General features: G+C 63.8%; 19 protein-coding genes and 1 pseudogene. 11 read left to right on the top strand and 9 right to left on the bottom strand.

Annotated elements, in window-relative coordinates:
- The 11 genes and pseudogenes from FJ527_RS07065 to FJ527_RS07015 form a co-directional block, all read left to right on the top strand.
- Nucleotides 1-191: pseudogene (locus FJ527_RS07065) on the top strand (ABC transporter permease); the annotation flags it as partial.
- Nucleotides 192-278: 87 nt separating this feature from the next.
- Nucleotides 279-1,304 (top strand): sugar ABC transporter substrate-binding protein, encoded by a 1,026-nt coding sequence (locus tag FJ527_RS07060; protein ID WP_015317085.1) that lies wholly within the window; start codon nucleotides 279-281, stop codon nucleotides 1,302-1,304.
- A gap of 90 nt (nucleotides 1,305-1,394) precedes the next feature.
- Complete coding sequence (locus FJ527_RS07055; protein WP_140822374.1) at nucleotides 1,395-3,518, top strand: SMP-30/gluconolactonase/LRE family protein; 2,124 nt, start codon at nucleotides 1,395-1,397, stop codon at nucleotides 3,516-3,518.
- Nucleotides 3,515-4,570 carry a hypothetical protein gene (locus FJ527_RS07050; RefSeq protein WP_140822372.1) on the top strand — a complete coding sequence of 352 codons (1,056 nt, stop codon included), beginning with the start codon at nucleotides 3,515-3,517 and terminating at the stop codon, nucleotides 4,568-4,570. Before FJ527_RS07055 ends, FJ527_RS07050 begins: the two co-directional genes overlap by 4 nt.
- Complete coding sequence (locus FJ527_RS07045; RefSeq protein WP_140822370.1) at nucleotides 4,570-6,066, top strand: sugar ABC transporter ATP-binding protein; 1,497 nt, start codon at nucleotides 4,570-4,572, stop codon at nucleotides 6,064-6,066. The genes FJ527_RS07050 and FJ527_RS07045 overlap by 1 nt, the downstream gene beginning before the upstream one ends.
- Before the next feature lie 381 nt (nucleotides 6,067-6,447).
- Entirely contained in the window at nucleotides 6,448-6,858 is a 411-nt protein-coding gene (locus tag FJ527_RS07040) for a carboxymuconolactone decarboxylase family protein (protein ID WP_140665408.1), read from the top strand.
- Between the two features lie 138 nt (nucleotides 6,859-6,996).
- Nucleotides 6,997-7,833, top strand: a complete 837-nt coding sequence (locus FJ527_RS07035) for a metallophosphoesterase (protein WP_140822368.1) — start codon at nucleotides 6,997-6,999, stop codon at nucleotides 7,831-7,833.
- Nucleotides 7,830-8,987, top strand: coding sequence for an ABC transporter ATP-binding protein (locus FJ527_RS07030; RefSeq protein WP_140822366.1), 1,158 nt, complete (start codon nucleotides 7,830-7,832; stop codon nucleotides 8,985-8,987). The genes FJ527_RS07035 and FJ527_RS07030 overlap by 4 nt, the downstream gene beginning before the upstream one ends.
- On the top strand, nucleotides 8,980-9,903 hold the full coding sequence (locus tag FJ527_RS07025; RefSeq protein ID WP_015317092.1) for a sugar ABC transporter permease: 924 nt from the start codon (nucleotides 8,980-8,982) through the stop codon (nucleotides 9,901-9,903). Before FJ527_RS07030 ends, FJ527_RS07025 begins: the two co-directional genes overlap by 8 nt.
- Nucleotides 9,900-10,730 (top strand): carbohydrate ABC transporter permease, encoded by an 831-nt coding sequence (locus tag FJ527_RS07020; protein ID WP_140822364.1) that lies wholly within the window; start codon nucleotides 9,900-9,902, stop codon nucleotides 10,728-10,730. The genes FJ527_RS07025 and FJ527_RS07020 overlap by 4 nt, the downstream gene beginning before the upstream one ends.
- Before the next feature lie 26 nt (nucleotides 10,731-10,756).
- Entirely contained in the window at nucleotides 10,757-12,022 is a 1,266-nt protein-coding gene (locus FJ527_RS07015; protein WP_140714461.1) for an ABC transporter substrate-binding protein, read from the top strand.
- A gap of 50 nt (nucleotides 12,023-12,072) precedes the next feature.
- Here the strand turns inward: FJ527_RS07015 and FJ527_RS07010 are convergent, their stop codons facing one another.
- The 9 genes from FJ527_RS07010 to FJ527_RS06970 form a co-directional block, all read right to left on the bottom strand.
- Nucleotides 12,073-12,960 carry an amidohydrolase gene (locus tag FJ527_RS07010; RefSeq protein WP_181166295.1) on the bottom strand — a complete coding sequence of 296 codons (888 nt, stop codon included), beginning with the start codon at nucleotides 12,958-12,960 and terminating at the stop codon, nucleotides 12,073-12,075.
- Entirely contained in the window at nucleotides 12,960-14,231 is a 1,272-nt protein-coding gene (locus tag FJ527_RS07005; RefSeq protein ID WP_246677690.1) for a VWA domain-containing protein, read from the bottom strand. The genes FJ527_RS07010 and FJ527_RS07005 overlap by 1 nt, the downstream gene beginning before the upstream one ends.
- The gene (locus FJ527_RS07000; protein WP_140714465.1) at nucleotides 14,228-15,109 is read right to left on the bottom strand and encodes a MoxR family ATPase; all 882 of its coding nucleotides are present in this window, start codon (nucleotides 15,107-15,109) and stop codon (nucleotides 14,228-14,230) included. The genes FJ527_RS07005 and FJ527_RS07000 overlap by 4 nt, the downstream gene beginning before the upstream one ends.
- Before the next feature lie 8 nt (nucleotides 15,110-15,117).
- Nucleotides 15,118-16,122 carry a molybdopterin cofactor-binding domain-containing protein gene (locus FJ527_RS29815; RefSeq protein WP_140714467.1) on the bottom strand — a complete coding sequence of 335 codons (1,005 nt, stop codon included), beginning with the start codon at nucleotides 16,120-16,122 and terminating at the stop codon, nucleotides 15,118-15,120.
- A gap of 1 nt (nucleotide 16,123) precedes the next feature.
- Entirely contained in the window at nucleotides 16,124-17,491 is a 1,368-nt protein-coding gene (locus FJ527_RS29810) for a xanthine dehydrogenase family protein molybdopterin-binding subunit (protein ID WP_140822360.1), read from the bottom strand.
- A 126-nt stretch (nucleotides 17,492-17,617) separates the two neighbouring features.
- Complete coding sequence (locus FJ527_RS06985; protein WP_140822358.1) at nucleotides 17,618-18,100, bottom strand: (2Fe-2S)-binding protein; 483 nt, start codon at nucleotides 18,098-18,100, stop codon at nucleotides 17,618-17,620.
- 57 nt (nucleotides 18,101-18,157) lie between these two features.
- Entirely contained in the window at nucleotides 18,158-18,955 is a 798-nt protein-coding gene (locus tag FJ527_RS06980) for an FAD binding domain-containing protein (protein ID WP_140822356.1), read from the bottom strand.
- Nucleotides 18,956-18,976: 21 nt separating this feature from the next.
- Nucleotides 18,977-19,420 carry an SRPBCC family protein gene (locus tag FJ527_RS06975; RefSeq protein WP_140665378.1) on the bottom strand — a complete coding sequence of 148 codons (444 nt, stop codon included), beginning with the start codon at nucleotides 19,418-19,420 and terminating at the stop codon, nucleotides 18,977-18,979.
- A 114-nt stretch (nucleotides 19,421-19,534) separates the two neighbouring features.
- The gene (locus FJ527_RS06970) at nucleotides 19,535-20,362 is read right to left on the bottom strand and encodes an AraC family transcriptional regulator (RefSeq protein ID WP_140615490.1); all 828 of its coding nucleotides are present in this window, start codon (nucleotides 20,360-20,362) and stop codon (nucleotides 19,535-19,537) included.
- Between the last annotated feature and the right edge of the window lie 111 nt (nucleotides 20,363-20,473).

Raw genomic sequence — 20,473 nt, 5'->3', positions numbered from 1 at the left:
GGCGGGGCGGGGTGCGCAATGTGCTGGTCGGCGCCGCGCTGATTGGCATCCTGCTCAACGCCATGACCATCATCGACATTCCGCTGCTCTACCAGAACCTGATCAAGGCGGCGATCCTGCTCGGCGCCATCATCGTCGACGGCATCATCAATCCGCGCGACGAACAGACCGCCCAACAAGGTGACATTTAGAGCAGATGGGCTAGCCCATCTTGCTCGGGGTACCCGGTCCGATCGGGACGATCGGCCGGCAATGAAAACCGAACCAGAGGATGAGACATGAAACTGATCAGAACACTCATGGCGGCGGCCACGGCGCTGGCTGTCACCGCCTTCGTGGCGCCGACCTTTGCCGCCGACGATCCAGGCCCCGCTGCTTATGCACAAGCGCTGAAAGGCAAGCGCGTCATGCTGGTGCCGCTAGCGATGGGCTTCGACCTGGCGCAGGGCTGGGCGCATTATCTGAAGAAGGAAGTCGAAGCCTGGGGCGGCACGTTCGAAACGCGCGATCCCAACTGGGTCGTCGATGCCGGCGCGCAGGCGATCACCGACGCGATCTCGTCCGACACCAGACCTGATGTGCTGATCATCCATGCGCCGGACCTCAACTCCTATTCCAAGCTTATGAAGAAGGCGCAGGCCGCCGGCACCTATGTGATCCTGGTCGACAATCCGGCGAATTTTCCCGCCGATGCTTTCGTCGGCAGCGACTGGGACCGGCTCGGCCAGCTCGAGGCGGAAGCCGCGATCAAGGGCTGCGGCGAGAACTCGTCCAAGAAGATCGGGCTGGTGCAGGGCGACCAGGCCAACTCCTCCAGCCTTTACCAATATGCCGGCATCATGAAGGTGCTGGACAAGCATCCCGACTTTAAGGTCGTGGCCAAGCCCGATTCCAACTGGGATGCGACGACCTCGCGCAACGTGACCACGACCATGCTGCAGCAGAACCCGGACATCTGCTCGATCATCGACTTCTGGGATGGCGATGCCACCGGCGCATCGGCCGCGATCCGCGACGCCAAGCTCGACGGCAAGGTGTTTTTGGTCACCACCGGCGGCGGCGAAAAGGCGGCCGATTGCGACAAGCTGAACGACGGCACCTACGGCGCCGTGGTGATGACCGATCTTGCCCGCCAATCGGGCGACATGAACGCCATCATCAAATTCCTGCTGCAGAGCGGCCAGCCGGCCGGCACCTCCCACACCTACATCTACACGCTGGAGAAGGCGACGACCAAGGCCGACCTAAAGCCCGACAGCTGCTGGGACCTGAAGGCGCTGCAGGCCGAAGCGGCGGCGAAGTAAGCTGATCGTCTGCAACCGATATCGACGAGGTGGCCGGATTGTCCGACCACCTCTTTCTCTTGTGGCCCCAGACCTAGCAGCAGTGACCCGATGAGCTTTCGCGAACGCCTCCAGTCCTGGCGCTACAATCTCGTGCCCGACCATCTCGTCGGCGAGATCCTGACCAAGCGCTGGACCGACAACGCCATTCCCTTCCTGGCGCTGGTGGTGACATTGGCGACTTTCGGCTCGATCATTCCGGGCTTCTTCAAGCTTTCTTCCCTGCAGGAATCGACCCGCCAGCTCGGCGAGTTTTCGATGGTCGTCACCGGCATGACGGTGGTGATGCTGGGCGGCGGCATCGATCTCTCGGTCGGTTCGATCTTCGCGCTGTCCTGCTTTTCCGCCGTCTATGTCTTCTTCATCCTCGAACAGTCGATCTGGCTGGCGCTGGCCGCCTCGCTCGCCACCGGGTTGGTGTTCGGCGCGATCAACGGCTACCTCGTCGGCTATCTCAGGCTGCGGGCGTTCCTCACCACGCTGGTGACCTTCATCTTCGGGCGGGCGCTGTTCGACATCCTGGTCACCACCTATGCCGCCGATGTGCAGCTTTCGACCGCTACGTCCGAGGTGCTCGATTTCATCGGCGACAGCACTTTCTGGGGCCTGTCCGTCTCGGTGTGGCTGGCGATCATCCTCGCCATCGTCACCCATATCGCGCTGACGCGCTCGCGGCCGGGCTGGCACGTGCTGGCAGTTGGCGGCTCCCGGCGTTCGGCGCACAATGCCGGCATCCGGGTGCGCCGTACCGTGTTCATGACCTATGTCTTTTCCGGCTTCTGCGCCTCGATCGGCGGCTTTCTCATCGCCTGCCGGCTGAGCGGGGCGGGGCCGGGCACTGGCCTCAATCTCGAGATCATGGCGCTGACGGCGGCGGTGGTCGGCGGCGTCAGTCTCGGCGGCGGGCGCGGCTCGGTCATCAAGGGGCTGATGGGCGCCATCATCGTGCTGACCATGACCAACGGGCTGATCCGGCTGGGCTATGGCACCGGTACCAACCAGATGGTGCTCGGCATCATGCTGGCGGTGGCGGTGACCATCGACATTCGCTGGCTCAAGAACCGCCACAAGGTGCTGAACGAGGTCTATGTCGCGCCGGTCTATCTCAGGATGGGCGAAACCCAGTCCGCGGTGCCGGGCTCGGGCACGCCTTACGCGCTCGACAACCGGCTGTCGGCGGCCGACCATATCGGGCTCGGCGAATTGGAAGGGCCGGAAGACGTCATCCTCGACCGCGACGACAATCTCTATTGCGGCACGCGCCATGGCGAGATCGTTCGCTTCTTCGCGCCGGATTATGTCAGGTCGGAGGTGTTCGCCCATATTGGCGGTTTTCCGCTGGGCTTGGCCTTTGACAAAGGGGGCAATCTGATCAGCTGCGTCGGCGCGATGGGGCTCTATTCCGTCTCTCCGGATCGCGCGGTCAAAAGGCTGTCGGCCGAGACGTCGCGCTCCTGGACCTCGATCGTCGACGATGCGCGGCTGCGCGATCCCAATGATTGCGATATCGCGCCGGACGGCCGCATCTATTTTACGGACTCGACCAAGCGCTATGACGCGCATGACTGGGCGCTGGACTCGATCGAGAACCGCGCCACCGGCCGCCTCCTGGTCTACGATCCCAGGGATGGGTCGACAAGGACGCTGCTCGACGGCTACCGTTACACCAATGGTGTCTGCATGGCGCATGACGGCAAGTCGCTGTTCTTCGCCGAAAGCTGGGCCTGCCGGGTGCATCGCTATTGGCTGGAAGGGCCGAAGGCGGGCACCGCCGAATGCGTCATCCGCGACATGCCGGGCTACCCCGACAACATCAACCGCGCGTCGGACGGCAATTACTGGATGGCGTGGCTGGGCATGCGCACGCCGAGCTTCGACCTGTCGTTGCGCCACCCCGACATGCGCAAGCGCATGACGCGCCGGCTGCCGCAGGACGAATGGCTGTTCCCCAACATCAACACCGGCGGCGTGGTGAAATTCAACGAGAAGGGCGGCATCGTGGAGGCGATGGGCGACTTGACGGGCGGCGCGCACCCGATGGTCACCTCGATGCGCGAGCACAAGGGATATCTGTTCGTCGGCGGCATCCTCAACAATCGCATCGGCCGCTACAAGGTTTCCGGCGCCGACCCGAACTGGACCAGCTCCGCCTCATATTGGGGAGCGCAGCCATGATCCTCGACCCAATCCTGGATATGTTTCGCGGCAAGGCGGTGACCATCCCGCCGCTCGACGGCGCCTTCCGTCCCAACACGCTGCTCGACGATGCGCCGGCTTTTGTCGGATTAACCGAACCGGACAATCTGCTGGTTGCCGATGGCGGGCTGCTGGCCTCCAGCGGCAATGCCGTCTATTCGCTTGCCGCCGGAACCGCGCCGAAGGTAGTCGAGACCTTTCCTTCCCCAATCACGGCGCTGGCTCTGTCGCCATCGGGTCAACTGACGGTGGGACTCGAAAGCGGCGGGCTGCTGATATCGGGCAAGGAGGTTTCGCTGCCGGCCGGTGTCAGCTGCATCACCGCTGTTGCCTACGCCGAGGACGGCACTTTGTGGTTGGCCAACGGGTCGACCGAGCATGCGCCATCGCAATGGGCCGCCGATCTGATGACGAAGGGCGCGTCCGGTTCGCTTTGGAAACGAGACGGGGCGGGCGGCGAGTTCCGCAAGGTGGCCGGCGGGATCGCCTTTCCCTATGGGCTCCAGCCCCTTGGCAGGGATGTGCTGGTGAGCGAGAGCTGGCGTCACCAACTCGTGCGCTTCGATGGCGCGACCGGCAATCGCTCGACCGTGATGACGCATCTGCCCGGCTATCCCGCTCGGCTGTCGCCGGCCGGCGATGGCGGGGCGTGGCTGACCTTGTTCGCGCCACGCAACCGGCTGATCGAATTCGTGCTGCAGGAAACGCACTACCGCCAGGACATGATCGACCAGGTGCCGCCGGCTTACTGGATCGCGCCGGCGATGGCCTCCCGCCGCAGCTTCCTCGAACCGCTGCAATGTGGCGGCATCAGAACCATGGGCATCCACAAGCCGTGGTCGCCGAGCCGTTCCTACGGGCTGGTAGTCAAGCTCGATCAAAACATGCAGCCCCAATTCAGCCTGCACAGCCGCGCCAACGGCACACGCCACGGCATTTGCAGCGTGGTGGAAAAGGGCGGCCAGCTGTTCGTTGCTTCCAGGGGTGGCGATTGCGTGCTGGCCGTCGACCTCGCCTCGGGAGGTTTCTGATGGAACCAATTATTCGCCTCGAAAACGTCACCAAGAATTATCGGGGCGTTCCGGCAGTCAAGAACGTCAGCTTCGAACTGCGCAAAGGCGAAATCCACGCACTGCTCGGCGAGAACGGCGCGGGTAAATCGACACTAACCAAGATCATCGCCGGTGTCGTCGACGCCACGTCCGGCAGGATGTTCCACAAGGGCCGGGAGATCGCCTACGCTTCGCCGCATGCCGCGCTAGAGGCCGGCATTGCCATGGTGTTCCAGGAGACCAGCCTGGTGCCGTCGATGACGGTGGCGCAGAACCTCTATCTCGGTACTGAAAAATTCCTCAACCGGCTGCGCGGCACGTATATTTCAGCACAGCAGTTCCTGCAGTCGCTGAATTTTCCGGTCGATCCGAACGCCATGGTGGCGACGCTGGGCGCGGCCAAGCGGCAGATGGTCGAGATCGCGCGCGCCGTGCACCACAAGGCCGAGATCATCATCTTCGACGAGCCGACGGCGACCCTGACGCCGGAGGAGAAACGCCATTTCTTCGCGCTGATCCGGCGGCTGAAGGCGAACGGTGTCTCGATCGTCTTCATCAGCCACGCGCTGGAAGAGGCATTGATGATTGCCGACCGCATCACCATCCTGCGCGACGGTGAGCTGGTGGTCACCGACGACACGCCGGCCTTCGACCGCGACAGAATTGTCGCCGCCATGGTCGGGCGCACTTTGTCGGGGCAGATCTACCGCCAGCGCGACGAAGCCAAGCTGCGCAAGGCGGGCCGGAAAGTGCTGTCGGTGCAGGACATTTCGATGAGCAATGTCGTGCGCAATAACTCCTTCTCGATCTTTGAGGGCCAGATCACCGGCGTGTTCGGGCTGATCGGCTCCGGCCGCACCGAGACCTTCAAGGTCGTGTCGGGCATCTACAAGCGCGATTTTTTGCGCGGCGGTACAATCGAACTCGACGACAGGCCGGTGCGCTATCTCGTGCCGAGCGAAGCGGTGGCGGACGGCATCGTCTATGTCACCGAGGACCGCAAGAGCGAAGGCATCTTCGAGACGATGAGCATCGCCGAGAACCTGTTTGGCGGCCTGCTGGCGGCCGGCCGTGAAAAGGCCTGGGTGATCAACCAGCAGGAGATGCACGCGCTATCGGCCGAGTGGACGAAGACGCTCAACATCAAGGCGATCAACGACAATGCTCGCGTGGTCGAACTCTCAGGTGGGAACCAACAGAAGGTGGTGATCGGCAAGGGGCTGGTGCAGCAGCCGCGCATCGTCATTTTCGACGAACCGACGCGCGGCGTCGATGTCGGCGCCATCGCGGAGATCCACCAGATCATCAACCGGCTGGCCGACGAGGGCTTGGCCGTGGTGGTGATCTCGTCCTATTTGCCGGAGATCATGAACCTGTCGGATCGGATACTCGTCTGCCGGCAAGGCCGCATCGTCGAGGAGTTTTCTCCGGCGGAGGCCACGGAGGAGAAGATCATGTACGCGGCGGTGCACTAGGGGGCGGGGAAGGCGGATGATCGCACCGTTGGATGGAACACCGGAGGTTAGCCGCCTCATCCGCCATTTCGTCATCCACGGGCGGAGCAAGGAGCGCAGCGACGCGGCGCAGACCCGAGGATCCATGCCGGGGCTCGGAAGCGCTGCTACGGTGCGGAATTTCGCTCTGCTGCACACTTCGATAGACGTCACGGAATGGATCCCAGGGTCTCCGCGACGGCGCTTCGCGCCTGCTTCGCCCAGGGATGACGAAGTTTAGTGCTTCGGCAAATCTGCAAACGCTTTTGCGCATCGAAAACTGAACCGGAAAAGCCGGTTTAGCCCCTTTGCTCGAGACCTGAATCAACGACCTGATCCACCGAGCCAACGAAAGGAAACGCCATGGCCACGACAAAACTCCTGAGCGATGCCGAGGTGGAAATAATCCCGGCCGTGAAGGCCGTGTTCGACGATATCCGCGCCACGCGCAAATCGGATTTCGTCAACAATTTCTGGCGCGGGCTGGCCAATGATCCGGCGGCGCTGAAGCGGATCTGGGAGCAGTTGAAGGTCGTGATGGTCGCCGACAGCGCCATCGATCCGCTGACCAAGGAGATGATCTACATCGCGGTTTCGACCGCCAATGGCTGCTCCTACTGCGTGCATTCGCACACGGCGGCGGCGCGCGCCAAGGGCATGACAGACGCGCAGCACGGCGAGTTGGTGTCGATCATCGGGCTCGCCGGGCAGACCAATCATCTGGTCACGGCCATGCAGATCCCGGTCGATCCGCAATTCGAGGTGAAAAGCTAGCGGCCAGCCAGCCTATCGGCATGGCGGGGAACATTTGTCCCCTGCCTGTTAAGGAAGTGACATGTAACGGCACTAAGGAGACCCACGCGAAGTCGCGCCGGTGGGTTCCCGGCAGCCGGCTCTCGCAGTGGAGCCGGCATGAAAATCGTCCAGATCACCGATACCCATTTCAGCCCGACCAAGCCGCATTTCAACGGCAATTGGGAGCCGCTGGCCGCCTGGATCGCGCAGAGCGGCGCCGATCTCGTCATCCACACCGGCGATCTCAGCGTCGACGGCGCCGACAAGGACGACGACATCGGCTTCTGCATGGAGCTGATGCGGGAAATTTCGGTCCCGATGCTGCTGGTGCCCGGCAATCACGATGTCGGCCATCTCCCCGGTTCGTTGCAGCCGGTCAATGCGGAACGCCTCGAGCGCTGGCGCCGGCTGGTTGGTCCTGATTATTGGACGGAGGACGCCGGAAACTGGCGATTTATCGGTCTCGACAGCCTGCTGATGGGCTTTGATGATGCCGAGGAAGAGGCCCAGTTCGAATGGCTGCGTGCGGCGCTGGAAAGCCGTGGCGGCCGGCGCGTCGCGCTCTTCGCCCACAAGCCGCTGTTCATCGACGCGCCCGGCGAAGGTGACACCGGTTACTGGAGCGTCCGCCCAGCACAGCGGCAACGTCTCTACAATCTGATCGGTGCCCATGACGTGGCGCTTTTCGCCAGCGGACACCTGCACCGGGCATGGCAAGGCAAATACGAAAACACCGCGCTGGTCTGGGGTCCGTCGGCCGCCTTCGTCGTCGGCGACATGGAGCGCGACATGCCGGGCGAACGGCTGCTCGGCGCCGTCGTGCATGAATTCGACGATACAGTCACCAGCGAGATCGTCGCTGTTCCCGGCATGACCGTCCATGTCCTCGATGACGTGGTCGAGGAAGTCTACCCGCACGAGGCGCACAAGGTCCGCAGGAAAGTCGCGTCATGAGCGCGCTCTCGCTCCGCGGCTTGAACAAGTCCTTTGGCGGCAATGCCGTCCTGAACGGCGTCAGCCTCGATGTCAAAGCGGGCGAGTTCATCGCCCTGGTCGGCCCCTCGGGCTGCGGCAAGAGCACCTTGCTGCGCATTCTTGCCGGGCTTGATCATGCCGACAGCGGCGAGATATTCGTTGCTGGCAAGGACATGTCGGCGGTCGCCGCGGCCGATCGCAACATCGCCATGGTGTTCCAGTCCTACGCGCTCTACCCGCATCTGACGGCCGGCCAGAACATCGCGGTTCCCTTGGCCATGAAGCGGCTGAGCCGGACGCAGCGCCTGCCGCTGGTCGGCTCCGCATTGCCGGGCCAGAAAGAAATCCGCGCTGGCATTTCGCGGGATGTCCGCGAGATGGCGACGGTACTCAAGATCGATCATCTGCTCGACCGCAAGCCTGGTCAGATGTCGGGCGGGCAGCGGCAGCGTGTCGCCCTGGCGCGCGCCATGGTGCGGCGCCCCTCGATTTTCCTGATGGACGAGCCGCTTTCCAACCTCGACGCCAATCTGCGGGTGCACGCCCGTGGCGAGATCGTCGAACTGCACCGCCGCGCCGGCGTGCCGACCCTCTATGTGACGCATGACCAGGCCGAGGCGCTTTCGATGGCCGACCGGATGGCGGTGATGATCGGCGGCAATCTGCTGCAACTCGCCGCGCCCGAGGCGATCTACAACGATCCGGCCCATATCGAGGTCGCCCGTTTCGTCGGCCAGCCCAGGATCAACATCATACCGGCACTTGCCGAAAATGGCCGGGTCGACTTCCTGGGCATCCGGCTGGCCCTGCTGGAAAAGGTGGCGAATGGTTCGGTGAGCCTCGGCATCCGGCCCGAACTCGTCAAACTGTCTCCCAGCGGGCGGAGCGGCTTTGCCGGACGGATCGAGCGTCTGGAATTCCTCGGCTCGGAAGTCATTGCCCATTGCCGGCTCGACGCGACCGGCGGCATCGTCATCGCCAAGCTGGCGCCGCACGAGGCGAGGGACCTGATTGCGGGAATGCCGGTGGGTATCCTCCTCCCACCCGAGCAGGCCATGGTCTTCGGGCCGGAAGGAAAGCGGCTGCGCACGGCGAGCGCCGCGCCTGCACGCCAGGAGCCGGCCTATGTCTAGCGTCGCGCTGGCTGGCAATATCCCGAGCGCCGCGGCCCTCCACAGGCGCAGCGAGGACCGCACCGCCTGGCTGCTGGCGGCCCCGGCGATCGTGCTCTTGCTGCTGTTCGTGCTGCTGCCGGTGGTCGCCGTCATCTTCCTCGGCTTCACCGATTTCGAACTCGGTTATGGCAAATTCCGCCTGGTCGGCTTCGAGAATTACGCCCATCTCCTGACCGACCGCACCTTCCGCAAATCGCTGTGGAACACATCGGTCTATACGGCGATCGTCGCACCGGTCTCGATCGTGCTCGGCCTTGGCGTCGCCTTGCTGATCGAAGGCGAACCTCGGGCGCGCGGTTTCTTCCGCACCGTGTATTTCCTGCCGGTCGCATCGCTGATCGTCGCCATGGCGACAGTCTGGCAATATCTCTTCCACCCGACCATCGGGCCACTCAACGCGCTTCTTGCGCTGGTCGGCATTCCTGGCCCGAACTGGCTCGGCGCCTCCAGCACCGTGCTCTACAGCCTGTCGATCATCGGCGTCTGGCAGTCGGTCGGCTTCAACATGGTGCTGTTCCTGGCTGGCCTGACGGCGATCCCGCGCGAGCTCTATGCCGCTGCTCACGTCGATGGCGCGAAATCGGCGCTCGACCGGTTTTTCCTGGTCACCTGGCCGATGCTCGGGCCGACGACGCTGTTCGTCGTCACGATCAGCATCACCAATGCGGTGAAGGTCTTCGAAACCGTGAAGATGCTGACCGATGGCGGGCCCAACAAGGCCTCCGAAGTGCTGCTGTTCACCATCTACCAGGAAGGCTTCGTCTACCTGCGCGTCGGCTATGCCTCGGCAATGACCGTCGTCTTCCTTGCGATCCTGGTCGTGCTGATGCTTCTCCAATACCGCGTACTCGACCGGCGGGTGCATTACACATGACCAGCCTGCCTGCCGGCCGCATCATCCGTTTCGCGCTGCTTTCGCTGGGCGCGCTGATGATCCTCGCGCCTTACATCTTCATGATCTCGACCGCGGGCAAGACGCAGAGCGACATCTTTACCTCGTCGCTGTCGCTCGTCCCCCAGCATTTCTACTTCGCCGAGAATTTCGCCAAGGCGCTGAGCAAGGTGCCGATGACAACACTGCTGTGGAACGGCGTCGTCGTGTGCGGCCTGATCTTCTTCTTCCAGGTGCTGGTCGCGATTCCCTGCGCCTACGCCATGGCCAAGCTGAAATTCCGTGCCGCGCGGCTGATGATGGTGCTGGTGATGCTCGGCCTGCTGGTGCCGATCCATGCCACGGCGCTGCCGCTCTATGTCGCCTTCGACCGGATGTCGCTGCTCAACAGCTACACCTCGCTGGTTGCGCCGTTCACCATCTCGGTGTTCGCGATCTTCATGTTCCTGCAGTTCTTCCGCGCCATGCCCGACGACCTCATCCACGCGGCAAGGCTCGACGGCATGTCCGAGCTCGGGATCGTCGCGCGAGTCATCGTCCCCAATGCGTGGCCGGCGGTCACTGCCTTCGCGATCTTCTCGGTGGTCGCCCACTGGAACGATCTCTACTGGCCGCTGATCGTCGTCAGCAAGCAGGCCTACGCCACGCCGCCGCTCGGCCTGATGTATTTCCGCGCCGCCGAGGCGGGCGACGACTACGGCGCGCTGATGGCCGCCACGCTGATCATCACCCTTCCACTCGTCGTTGCCTTCCTGTTCGCACAGAAGCGCTTCGTCGAAGGCATCACCATGACCGGTCTCAAAGGCTGACCGGGCCAACAAGGAGCAACGAGGCAATGAAGCATATCTCCAGGATTTTTGCCGCGGCGGCGGTGTCGCTGGCGACAGCCCTTCCAGCCTATGCCGACACGACGCTGACGGTCCATTATCCGATGCCCGGCTTCTTCAAGAACGTGATGGACACGATCTCGAAGAAGTTCATGGAAGAAAATCCCGACATCAAGATCCAGTTCGCCAGCCCGTCCGCCACCTATGAGGAAGGCATCCAGACCATCCTTCGCCAGGCCGGCACCGACGAAATGCCCGACATCACCTTCATCGGTCTCAACCGCCTGCGCATGCTCAACGAACGCGACGTTGCCGTCGATCTTGGCCCGCTGGTCAAGAAGGAAGGTAACATGGCTGAGCTCGGCTTCTCCGACACGATCCTGAAGCTGGCGCAGGTCAACGGCAAGCAGGTCGGCCTCGCCTTCGCCACCTCGAACCCGATCATGTATTACAACGCCGACCTGATGAAGGCCGCCGGCGGCGATCCGGACAATCCGCCCAAGACCTGGGACGAGGTCATCGCGCTCGGCGGCAAGATCAAGGCGCTCGGCAATGGCGTCGACGGCATCGACTTCCGCTGGCAGGGCGACGACTGGATGTTTTCGGCGCTGCTGTTCGGCGCCGGCGGCAAGATGCTGAACGAGGACGAAAGCAAGGTCGCCTTCAACGGGCCGGAAGGCGAGAAGGCAGTCGAGATCCTGCAGCGGATGGTGAAGGAGGGCGGCATGCCGGTCTTCACCAAGCCGGCTGGCGAGCAGGCCTTCGCGGCCGGCAAGGTTGGCTTCGAGTTCCAGACCACCGGCGCGCTGGTCAACACCATCAAGAACGTCGGCGACAAGTTCACGCTGCGGACGGCCAAGATCCCGCTGATCGATCCGGCCAACGGCCATCTGCCGACCGGCGGCAATGCCGTGGTCATCCTGACCAAGGATGCCGCCAAGCAGGACGCCGCCTGGAAATTCGCGAAATTCGCCGCCGGCCCTTATGGCGCGTCGGTCGTCGTGCCCGGTACCGGCTATGTCCCCAACAATGAACTCGCGGCAAAGTCTTCCGACTATCTCGGCGATTTCTACAAGAAGAACCCGCTGTTCCAGGCCGGGCTCAGCCAGATGCCACTGATGGTTCCGTGGTATGCCTTTCCGGGCACCAACGGCGTGAAGGTGACGCAGACCATCGTCGACAATCTGTCGCGGATCGTCGACCAGTCGGCGACGCCCAAGGAAGCGCTCACCGATGCGGCAAGCGACGTGGAAGGCATGCTGCCGACGCAGTAAGGACTTGCCAGGGCATCGCCGCTGCAATGGCGCGGCGAACTCCCTGGCGGTCAAGCCGGCCGGTAGATCCGCTCCGCCGTATTCCAGAAGATATCAGCCTCGGCCGCCGGACCGTGCTTCGCTACAGCCGCGCGGTGGGCCTTGATCAGTTCGGCGTGGCTCGTCCACAACTTCTCGATGGGGAAGTTGGAACCGAACATCAGGTGATCCGCGCCCAATATCTCGATCGCGTTGTCGACGATATAGGCGATCAGCGTCGCGTCGTTGCGGTGGACGAAGGTGCCGAGGCCGGAGAGCTTGGCGTAGACGTTCGGCGCCGCCGACAGCGTGCGCAGCCCAGCCTTCCAGGCTTCGGTGGTTTCCTGATCCATGCCGGTCAGCATGCCGGCATGGGTGAGGATGAAATTGGTCTCTGGATTTTCTCCGACCAGCGTCAACCCGTCTTTCATCTGGGCGGGAAAGAGCTGCAGGTCGAAGGACAGGCCATAATCCTTCAGCCGCGCCACATTGGCTCGTACCCTGGGATCGATCACCTGATCGGGGCCAGTGGCGAAGCGGAAGGCCGGGGTCTCGTGCCAATGCAACTGCATGCGCACGCCGCGCAGCAGCGGATATTTTTTCAAGCGGTCGATCTGGGGTCTGATATCGTCCACCGTCATATCGGTGTAGCCGACGATGGCGTGCGGCCATCCGGCTTCATCAGCCGTTTTCTGCAGGAAGGCGACTTCCTTCTCGAAATCCTCCTTCGCCCAGTTGGTCTGGACGTAGACCGCTTTCTCGACGCCGGAACCTTGCTGGTCGGCGAGAAACTCCTCGATCAGGTAGTCGCGTCGGATCGGCTCGTAGGGGCCGAAGATGCGCGGCACCATCGGCCCGACCAGCCAGGGCTGGTCTTGCTGGCGCCAGATGTGGAAATGCGCGTCGATGGCTTTCTGCATCACGATACCCTTTTCCAGATTGTCGCCGCCCGTGGAGCAGGGCGGGCGAGCGACAGGATGAAATCGGTGAGGCCGGCGAGCGACGAGCCGTCGACCAGATCGTCGAGATCAGGCAGGATGGCCCGCAGCGCGGCCGTTGCCGGCTGGAAGCGCGGGTCGCCGGCCAAAGGTGTCGCCAGCGACAGCCGGAAAGCACGGGCGCTCAGCCGGCGCATCGCCGTCTCCACTTCGGCATGGTCGCCGCGCTCCAGCGCGTCGGACAGGATGATCACTGCCGCACCACGTGCGAAGGCGGAAAAACGCGGCACGGAGAGGAAGGCACGCAGCGTTGGCCCCATGCGGGTGCCGCCGTCCCAGTCGTCGACCTGGGCTGCCGCGCGCGCCAACGCCTGGTCCCTGTCGCGGATCCGCAGCGCTGACGTGATGCGGTTTAGGCGCGTGCCGAAGGTGAAGATTTCTGCCCGGTCAGCGCCTTGCACGGCGGCATGCGCGAGCTTCAAATAATCAGACGTGTGCAGCTTCATCGAGCCGGACACGTCGATCAGGATCAGCAGTTTGCGCGGCACGGTCTGGCGGCGGCGCAACAAGGGTGAGGGGATATCGCCATCGGCGCTGACGATTTCCCTGAGCGAGCGGCGCAGGTCGAGCTTGCCGCGCGAATGGGTGCGCACCGTGCGGAAGGAGCGGCGCGCGGGCAAGGCGTTCGACAGTCGACGACGAAAGGCGGTTAGCCTGTCGTCGTCGTGCTGGAAGTCGCGGCTGCTCAACTGTTCGATCGCCGAGGATAGCTCGCCGCCTTCCTGTCGCTGCTCGGCTTCGATCCGCTCGTCGTCGGCGCCGCCATCATCCTTGACGCGGGTTTCCTCGTCGCTGTCGCCTTCCACCACGGCTGATGTGTTGCCGTAAAAATGGCTTTGGAAATGCGCCTCGAATTCGTCGCGGCGGTCAGGTGGCGGCGCCAGGGTGGCCAGCGCTGCCTGGCGGATGTCGGCCATCGAGCGGGGGCCAAGCAAGGTTACCGCCTGCATGAAGCCGGAGACTTGTTCGGGGGCTATGGCAAAGCCGTAGCGACGCAGCAGGCGGGCGAAGCCGAGCAAGGGCGCCGCAGCGGGAGGTACGCTCTCCTCGCCCCGTTTACGGGGAGAGGATGCCGGCAGGCAGGTGAGGGGCAGCGCCGACTTCTGGCCATCGTGGCGCCGCCCCTCATCCGCCCCTTCGGGGCACCTTCTCCCCGTGAACGGGGCGAAGGGATCGTTGACGTCCCGGCTCACGCCAGTGCCTCCTGGACGATGCGGCCAAGCTCGGGGGCGATGTAGGAGAGGTCTTCCTCGTCCTTGATCAACACGCCGATGGCGCGGCGGAAGGCTTCCGGCCACGGGCTGCCGCCCTTTTCCAGGATCGTCGCGGCATTGGCCCATTCGACGGCTTCGGCGATGCCGGGCGGCTTGGCGAGCGGGCGGGCGCGGATGGTCTGCACGGCGGCCGCCACCGCGCGCGCGGTAGCCTCCGCGACATCGCCAGCACGCAGCATGATGATGGCGGCCTCGCGTTCGGCGTCGGGGTAGCCGATCCAGTGATAGACGCAGCGGCGGCGCAGCGCCTCGGCCAGTTCACGGGTGCGGTTCGAAGTCAGAATGACGATCGGCTGAGCGGCGGCACGGATGGTGCCGCGCTCGGGGATGCTGATCTGGAAATCAGACAGGAATTCCAGCAGCAGCGCTTCGAATTCATGGTCGGAACGGTCGATCTCGTCGACCAGCAGCACGCGCCGCTCCGGCGCCTTCAACACCTGCAGCAGCGGCCGGGCAATCAGGAAACGGTCATCATAGATGTCGATCTCGTGCTCGCCGGCATGGCGGATGGCGAGCAGTTGGCGCTGATAGTTCCACTCATAGAGCGCATGCGCCGCGTCGATGCCTTCATAGCATTGCAGGCGCACCAGATCGCGGCCGAGCAGCTCGGCCATCGCCTTGGCGGCTTCCGTCTTGCCGACGCCCGGCGCGCCTTCGAGCAGCAGTGGCTTGCCCAGCCGGATCGCCAGGAAGATCGCGGTGGCGAGGCTGTCGTCGGCCAGATAGCGCGAGGCGGCGAGGCGCTCGGCCACCGCCTCCGGCGAGGTCGCGACCGTTTCGGCGTTTCCCTCGGGCATGTCGGTCCTCAGTTAGCCGCTTGCGCCTTGAGCGCGCGCAAAATGCGTTCGGGCGTGATCGGCAGCATGTCGATGCGCACGCCGACCGCGTCGAAGACGGCGTTGGCGACCGCCGGGATTTGCGGGTTGGCGCACATTTCGCCCGGTCCCTTGGCGCCATAGGGGCCATCTGCCGAGGGCCGCTCCAGCACGATGATTTCGGTTTCGGCGAGATCGCCGGGGCCAGGCATCAGATACTGGTTGAAGTCGGTGCCGCCATGGTCGCGGTTGGGATAATAGGGTTCCGTCGTCTCGTAGAGCGCATGGCTGATGCCCATCCAGGAGCCGCCGACCAGCTGCTGCTCGACCATTTTGGGGTTCAACGCGCGGCCGATCTCGAAGACGTTCTTGACCGTCAGCACCGTGACCTCGCCGGTTTCGTCGTCGACTTCGACCTCGGCCACCGTGCAGGCATGCGCGTAACAGGTCGACGGCTTCATCGCGCCGGTTTCCTTCTCCGGATAGGAGCGCGGGATCAAAAACATGCCGCGGCCTGAGATCGAGCGGCCGCGCTTGAAATGCGCCGACAGGGCGACATCGAAGATCGAGATCGATCTCTGCGGCGCGCCCTTGACCAGTATGTTGCCCTGGCCGTCGGTTTCGAGGTCCGAGGCATTCACTTCCAGTTCCTCGGCCGCCACTTCAAGCATCACCTGGCGGGCTTCCCTGGCGGCCTGGATGACCGCGTTGCCGGCGCGGTGGGTGCCGCGCGAGGCAAACGTGCCCATGCAGTGCGGGCCGGTGTCGGTGTCGGCGGTGTCGACGACGACGCGGTCGGTCGGCACGCCGATCGTCTCGGCGCAGATCTGCGCCATGATCTGCTTCATGCCCTGGCCGAGATCGACGCTGGAAAGCGTGACCATGAAATTGCCGGTCGGGGTCGAATGCACCAGCGCCTGGGTCGGGTCGCCGCCAAGGTTCATGCCGGTGGGATAGTTGATCGCGGCGACGCCGCGTCCACGCCTGATCGCCATCTCAAGCTCCGTTCTTGTAGGAGGACATCGCCATGTATTTCTCCGCCACCGGCCAGTGGGCGGCGCGCGAGGCTTCCTGCATGCATTCGATGAGTGCCGCGCCCTCGGTCGGCTGGCGATGCGCCTTCATGTCGCCGTCGCGATAGGCGTTGACGAAGCGGAATTCGAGTGGATCCATGCCGATCAGCCGCGCCAGCTTGTCCATCTGCACCTCCAGCGCGAAATCGCCGATGGTGACGCCGAAGCCGCGCATGGCCGACGACGGCGTGCGATTTGTGTAGACGCAGTAGGTGTCGATCCAGACGTTGGGGATGGTGTAGGGACCGGGATAGTGCCCGGCGCCCTTCTGCGCGCCATAGGGCGAGTGGCGGGAGTAGGCACCGGCATCGGTGTAGCCGGTGACCTTCCGTGCGACGATGCGGCCATCGTTCATGACGCCGTCCTTGATGACGACTTTTTCGGCCGCGCGGGGCGAGGAGATCTGCATCTCCTCCTCGCGGCTGTAGATAAAACAGACTGGTCGCCCGGTTAGTTTTGCCCCGAGGATGGCGATCGGTTCGACGATGACATCGACCTTGCCGCCGAAACCGCCGCCGACCGTGCCGCCGACAAAATGCAGCTTGCTGCCCGGCATCTGCAGGATGATCGAGGTGTTGTCGAGGGTGAAGAACATCGCCTGTGTGTTGGTGTAGCAGGTGAAGCGGTCATTGCCCTCGGGCGCCACCACGCAACCGGTGGTCTCGGTCGGCGCGTGCTCGATGGGCGAGGACTGATAGCTTTGCTCCAGCACGTGATCGGCCTCGGCAAAGCCCGCTTCGACATCGCCGAAGCGCACCTTGCGGCACGCGCCGCTGTCATAGAGGTAATAGTTCTGGCCGTGATATTCGTTGACGATGGGCGCGCCGGGCTTCAGCGCTTCCTCCATGTTGAACACGGCGGGCAGCACTTCATAATCGACCTTGACCTTGGCGGCGGCCTCCTGGGCGGCACGCTCGGTTTCGGCCAACACCGCCACCACGGCCTCGCCCTTCCAGCGCACCTTGCCGTCGGCCAGGACCGTCTCGTCTTCCGGTCCGACCTGGATCAGGATCAGGATCGTGTAGACATTGTGCGGCACGTCCCTGGCCGTCAGCACCTTGACCACGCCCGGATGTTTTTCGGCCTCCGACGTGTCGATCGAGCGGATGCGGGCATGGTGATGAGGGCTGCGCACCATCTTCAAATGCAGCATGCCGGGAAAGTTGCGGTCGGCGAAATAGGCGGTCTTGCCGGTGACGTGGCCTGGCGAATCCGAGCGTGGCCGCGCCTGGCCGATCTCATGCAGATCGTCCTTGCGGACATCGGCGAAGTAGCTCTTGCGCAATTCCATTTCTTTGGTCCCTCAGAGCATGATGCCGAAAAGTGTGAAGCGGTTTTCGGGCGACATCATGCTCTATCTCTTTGATTTAGAGCCGGATTCGGATTTCAGGTCTGTTCGACCTGAAATCATCCGGCTCTAGGCCGCGTTCTGCGAATTGGCGCGGGCGGCGGTCAGCACCGCCTGGATGATCGGCTCGTAGCCGGTGCAGCGGCAGACGTTCCCGGACAGCGCCTCGACGACATCCTCGCGGCTGGGATTGGGCGTGTGGTCGAGCAGCACCTTGGCGGCCATGATCATGCCCGGCGTGCAAAAACCGCATTGGCTGGCGAATGTGTCGAGGAAGGCACGCTGCAGCGGGTGCAGCACGCCGCCTTCGGCGAGGCCCGATGTGGTGGTGATCGTTGCACCGTTGCAGGTCTCGGCCAGCGTCAGGCAGGAGAGCCTCAACTCGCCGTCGATGATGACGGAGCAGGCGCCGCAGGTGCCTTGGTGGCAGCCGCCCTTCGGCGAGGTGTCGCCGATCTTGTCGCGCAAGGCATTGAGCAGCGTGGTGCCGCTTTCTATGAATTCGGCTTTTTCGGAGCCGTTGAGCGTGAATTGAACCGGGACCTTTGCCATTCTTCCTCCTTGCGCGCCTGCCCGAGGACCGGACAGACGCGCGCCCTCCCACGGGTGTTATTCGGTCAGCAGCAGCCGGCCGAGATGCACCGGCAGCACTTCGGCGCGATACCAGGCGCTGGCGATCGGGTCGGTGATGGGCGAGATGCCTTCAGCCACGGCGGCCAGCGCCGGTGCGATGCCATCCGGGTCGAGCGTCCTGCCGAGCAGCGCTTTTTCCGCTGCCTTGGCACGCATCGGCCGATCGGCCATGCAGCCCAGCGCGACCCGCGCCGAGGACACGGTCCCGTCTCCAGCCTGTTCCAGAACGATGGCGATGCTCAGCACCGAGACCCCCTTGGGCTTGACCCGCGACACTTTGAGGAAGCGGAAGCTGTCGGGCTTCGGAAGCGTGAAACCGACCGACGTGACGATGGCGCGGCTGTCGTCCCGTGCGGCCAGGAAGGTCTCGATAGGGCTTTCGCCGTCATCGGCAGCGATCGTTGCGTCGAGCGCCAGCAGGGCCACGGCGAAATCGCCATAGGGCGCCGGCGAGAACAGATTGCCGCCGATGGTCGCCATGTTGCGGATCGCCGGGCCGCCGACGGCGCGCGCGGCCTTGGCGAGGGTACCGAGTTCCGGATGGCGGGCGATCTCCGCCATTGTCACCGAAGCGCCGATGCGCACCTTGCCGGCGGACAGGGCGATGCCCGACAGGGCCGGGTCGGAGGCGCGGACAAGAGTGGAGACGGAGATATCGCCTTCATTGGCGGCTCGAACCACAAGCATGCCGCCGCCGAGATAGCGTGTGCCAGCGATCGTCAGCGCCGCATTGGCGTCCTTCACGGTCGAGTATGTCTGCAATGCCAGCGCCATGGCGCGCTCCCGTGGTTTGGCTCAGCCTTGCTCGGCGAAATGGCTCTTCAATGCATTGAAGCCGCCCTGGAAGACGTTCGCGCCCATGCCCTCGGCCAGCTTGTCGGCTTCTTCGGGTGCTGCGTCGAAGCTGGCGGTCCATTCGGCATAGGTGCGGTCGCCATCGGTGACGCGCCGCAATTGCAGCGTAGCCCTGTGGTTGGTGAGGGGCTGCGGCGTTTCCAGGATGGAATAGCTGACGAGGAAATCGTCATCGGAGAAGTCGAGCAGTTTTTCGCGCAGGCGGGCACCGCTGGCCAGCTGGAAGTTGCGCACGCAGCCGATCGTGCTGGCATCCTTTCCGTCCTCGATATGGCTCTCGACCATGCGTGGATGCCAATCCGGCAACCCGTTGAAGTCGCGTATGCGCGCCCAAACCTTTTCGACCGGTGCGTCGATCACGCTGGAAATGGTGACTTTGGGCATAAGATGTTCCCTTGCGAATTTCGTTGCGGCAAGGGTAGGGCGCTAGCGCGCACAGCGCTTATCAATGCGTCTTGAGCATCTATCAACCAGTCTGAAAAACAGATGGCTGCCGGCTCAGGCCATTGCCCGCGCGGCCTCGCGGTAGAGCGTCGGCGGCACGCCGACATGGTCACGGAAGAAGCGCGAGAAATTGCCTTGCGTGGTGAAGCCGAGATTGCAGGCGACCGAGATCAGCGGCTCGCGCGACCATTGCAACTGCCGCACCGCTTCCTCCATGCGCAGCGTGTTCCAATAGACATTGGGCGTCAGGTTGGTCTGTTCCTTGAACAAGGCGAAGAAATGCGGCCGCGAAAGGCCAACGGCGCGGGCAACGTCGTCGAAGGAGATGCGTTCGCAGACATTGGCCTTCATCAGCTGGATCGCCTTGCGAACGCGGAAATCCTGCACGGTGTTTATGCGGCCGCGCGCTTCCTGCGGCGCCGACGCGTCGGCGGCATCGAGCACCGAGTCGATGAAGCGCTCGATCTCGTAATTGGCGACATCGTCGACGCTCTCATTGTCGGTGAGATGGTCGAGCAGGCTGGCGGCCGCCTGGTGCAGCCAAGGCTCGAGCGCGATCGCCGCCCGCGAAAACAGCGGCGCGCTGGATGGCAGGTCGCGCCTGCGGCGGGCCCAGTCGGGATCGATGTAGAAGGCGAGAAACAGACCGGGCGTCCCGTTTTGCGCCAGGACATGGCTGTGGGGCTGGAAGGAATTGATGCCGGCGGCGGTGCGAGGGCCGAGGCGGACCGTCTCGCGGCCGATGGTCATCTCGCCGGCGGTGCCTTCGAGCCAGATGATCAGATGTGCCTCGACATGGGCATGGGTGACGAAGTCGCTCGCGACATTCAGGACAGAAACATGTCCGAACCGGCCCCAGTAGAGCCTGATCGCTTCCGTCATGGCATATCCTCCCGCAAGCGACTGGCCTCCCTTCGCTTGCAGGGAGGATTGTGCGGCCGGTTTTCGGTATCCGTCAAGGCACGGCTGTTGGCCGCTACCAATGGAGGTCGG

Source organism: Mesorhizobium sp. B2-4-18, from assembly GCF_006441385.1.
Classification (GTDB): domain Bacteria; phylum Pseudomonadota; class Alphaproteobacteria; order Rhizobiales; family Rhizobiaceae; genus Mesorhizobium; species Mesorhizobium australicum.
This window is presented reverse-complemented; position numbering and strand designations above follow the sequence as displayed.

Coding starts and splice junctions, on each gene's coding strand:
- FJ527_RS06970 (WP_140615490.1), bottom strand. CDS start 20,362: ATGACGGAAGCGATCAGGCTCTACTGGGGCCGGTTCGGACATGTTTCT.
- FJ527_RS07030 (WP_140822366.1), top strand. CDS start 7,830: ATGAGCGCGCTCTCGCTCCGCGGCTTGAACAAGTCCTTTGGCGGCAAT.
- FJ527_RS07000 (WP_140714465.1), bottom strand. CDS start 15,109: ATGCCCGAGGGAAACGCCGAAACGGTCGCGACCTCGCCGGAGGCGGTG.
- FJ527_RS06980 (WP_140822356.1), bottom strand. CDS start 18,955: ATGGCGCTGGCATTGCAGACATACTCGACCGTGAAGGACGCCAATGCG.
- FJ527_RS07015 (WP_140714461.1), top strand. CDS start 10,757: ATGAAGCATATCTCCAGGATTTTTGCCGCGGCGGCGGTGTCGCTGGCG.
- FJ527_RS29810 (WP_140822360.1), bottom strand. CDS start 17,491: ATGGAATTGCGCAAGAGCTACTTCGCCGATGTCCGCAAGGACGATCTG.
- FJ527_RS06975 (WP_140665378.1), bottom strand. CDS start 19,420: ATGCCCAAAGTCACCATTTCCAGCGTGATCGACGCACCGGTCGAAAAG.
- FJ527_RS07035 (WP_140822368.1), top strand. CDS start 6,997: ATGAAAATCGTCCAGATCACCGATACCCATTTCAGCCCGACCAAGCCG.
- FJ527_RS07045 (WP_140822370.1), top strand. CDS start 4,570: ATGGAACCAATTATTCGCCTCGAAAACGTCACCAAGAATTATCGGGGC.
- FJ527_RS07050 (WP_140822372.1), top strand. CDS start 3,515: ATGATCCTCGACCCAATCCTGGATATGTTTCGCGGCAAGGCGGTGACC.
- FJ527_RS06985 (WP_140822358.1), bottom strand. CDS start 18,100: ATGGCAAAGGTCCCGGTTCAATTCACGCTCAACGGCTCCGAAAAAGCC.
- FJ527_RS07010 (WP_181166295.1), bottom strand. CDS start 12,960: ATGCAGAAAGCCATCGACGCGCATTTCCACATCTGGCGCCAGCAAGAC.
- FJ527_RS07025 (WP_015317092.1), top strand. CDS start 8,980: ATGTCTAGCGTCGCGCTGGCTGGCAATATCCCGAGCGCCGCGGCCCTC.
- FJ527_RS07020 (WP_140822364.1), top strand. CDS start 9,900: ATGACCAGCCTGCCTGCCGGCCGCATCATCCGTTTCGCGCTGCTTTCG.
- FJ527_RS07055 (WP_140822374.1), top strand. CDS start 1,395: ATGAGCTTTCGCGAACGCCTCCAGTCCTGGCGCTACAATCTCGTGCCC.
- FJ527_RS07040 (WP_140665408.1), top strand. CDS start 6,448: ATGGCCACGACAAAACTCCTGAGCGATGCCGAGGTGGAAATAATCCCG.
- FJ527_RS29815 (WP_140714467.1), bottom strand. CDS start 16,122: ATGGCGATCAGGCGTGGACGCGGCGTCGCCGCGATCAACTATCCCACC.
- FJ527_RS07060 (WP_015317085.1), top strand. CDS start 279: ATGAAACTGATCAGAACACTCATGGCGGCGGCCACGGCGCTGGCTGTC.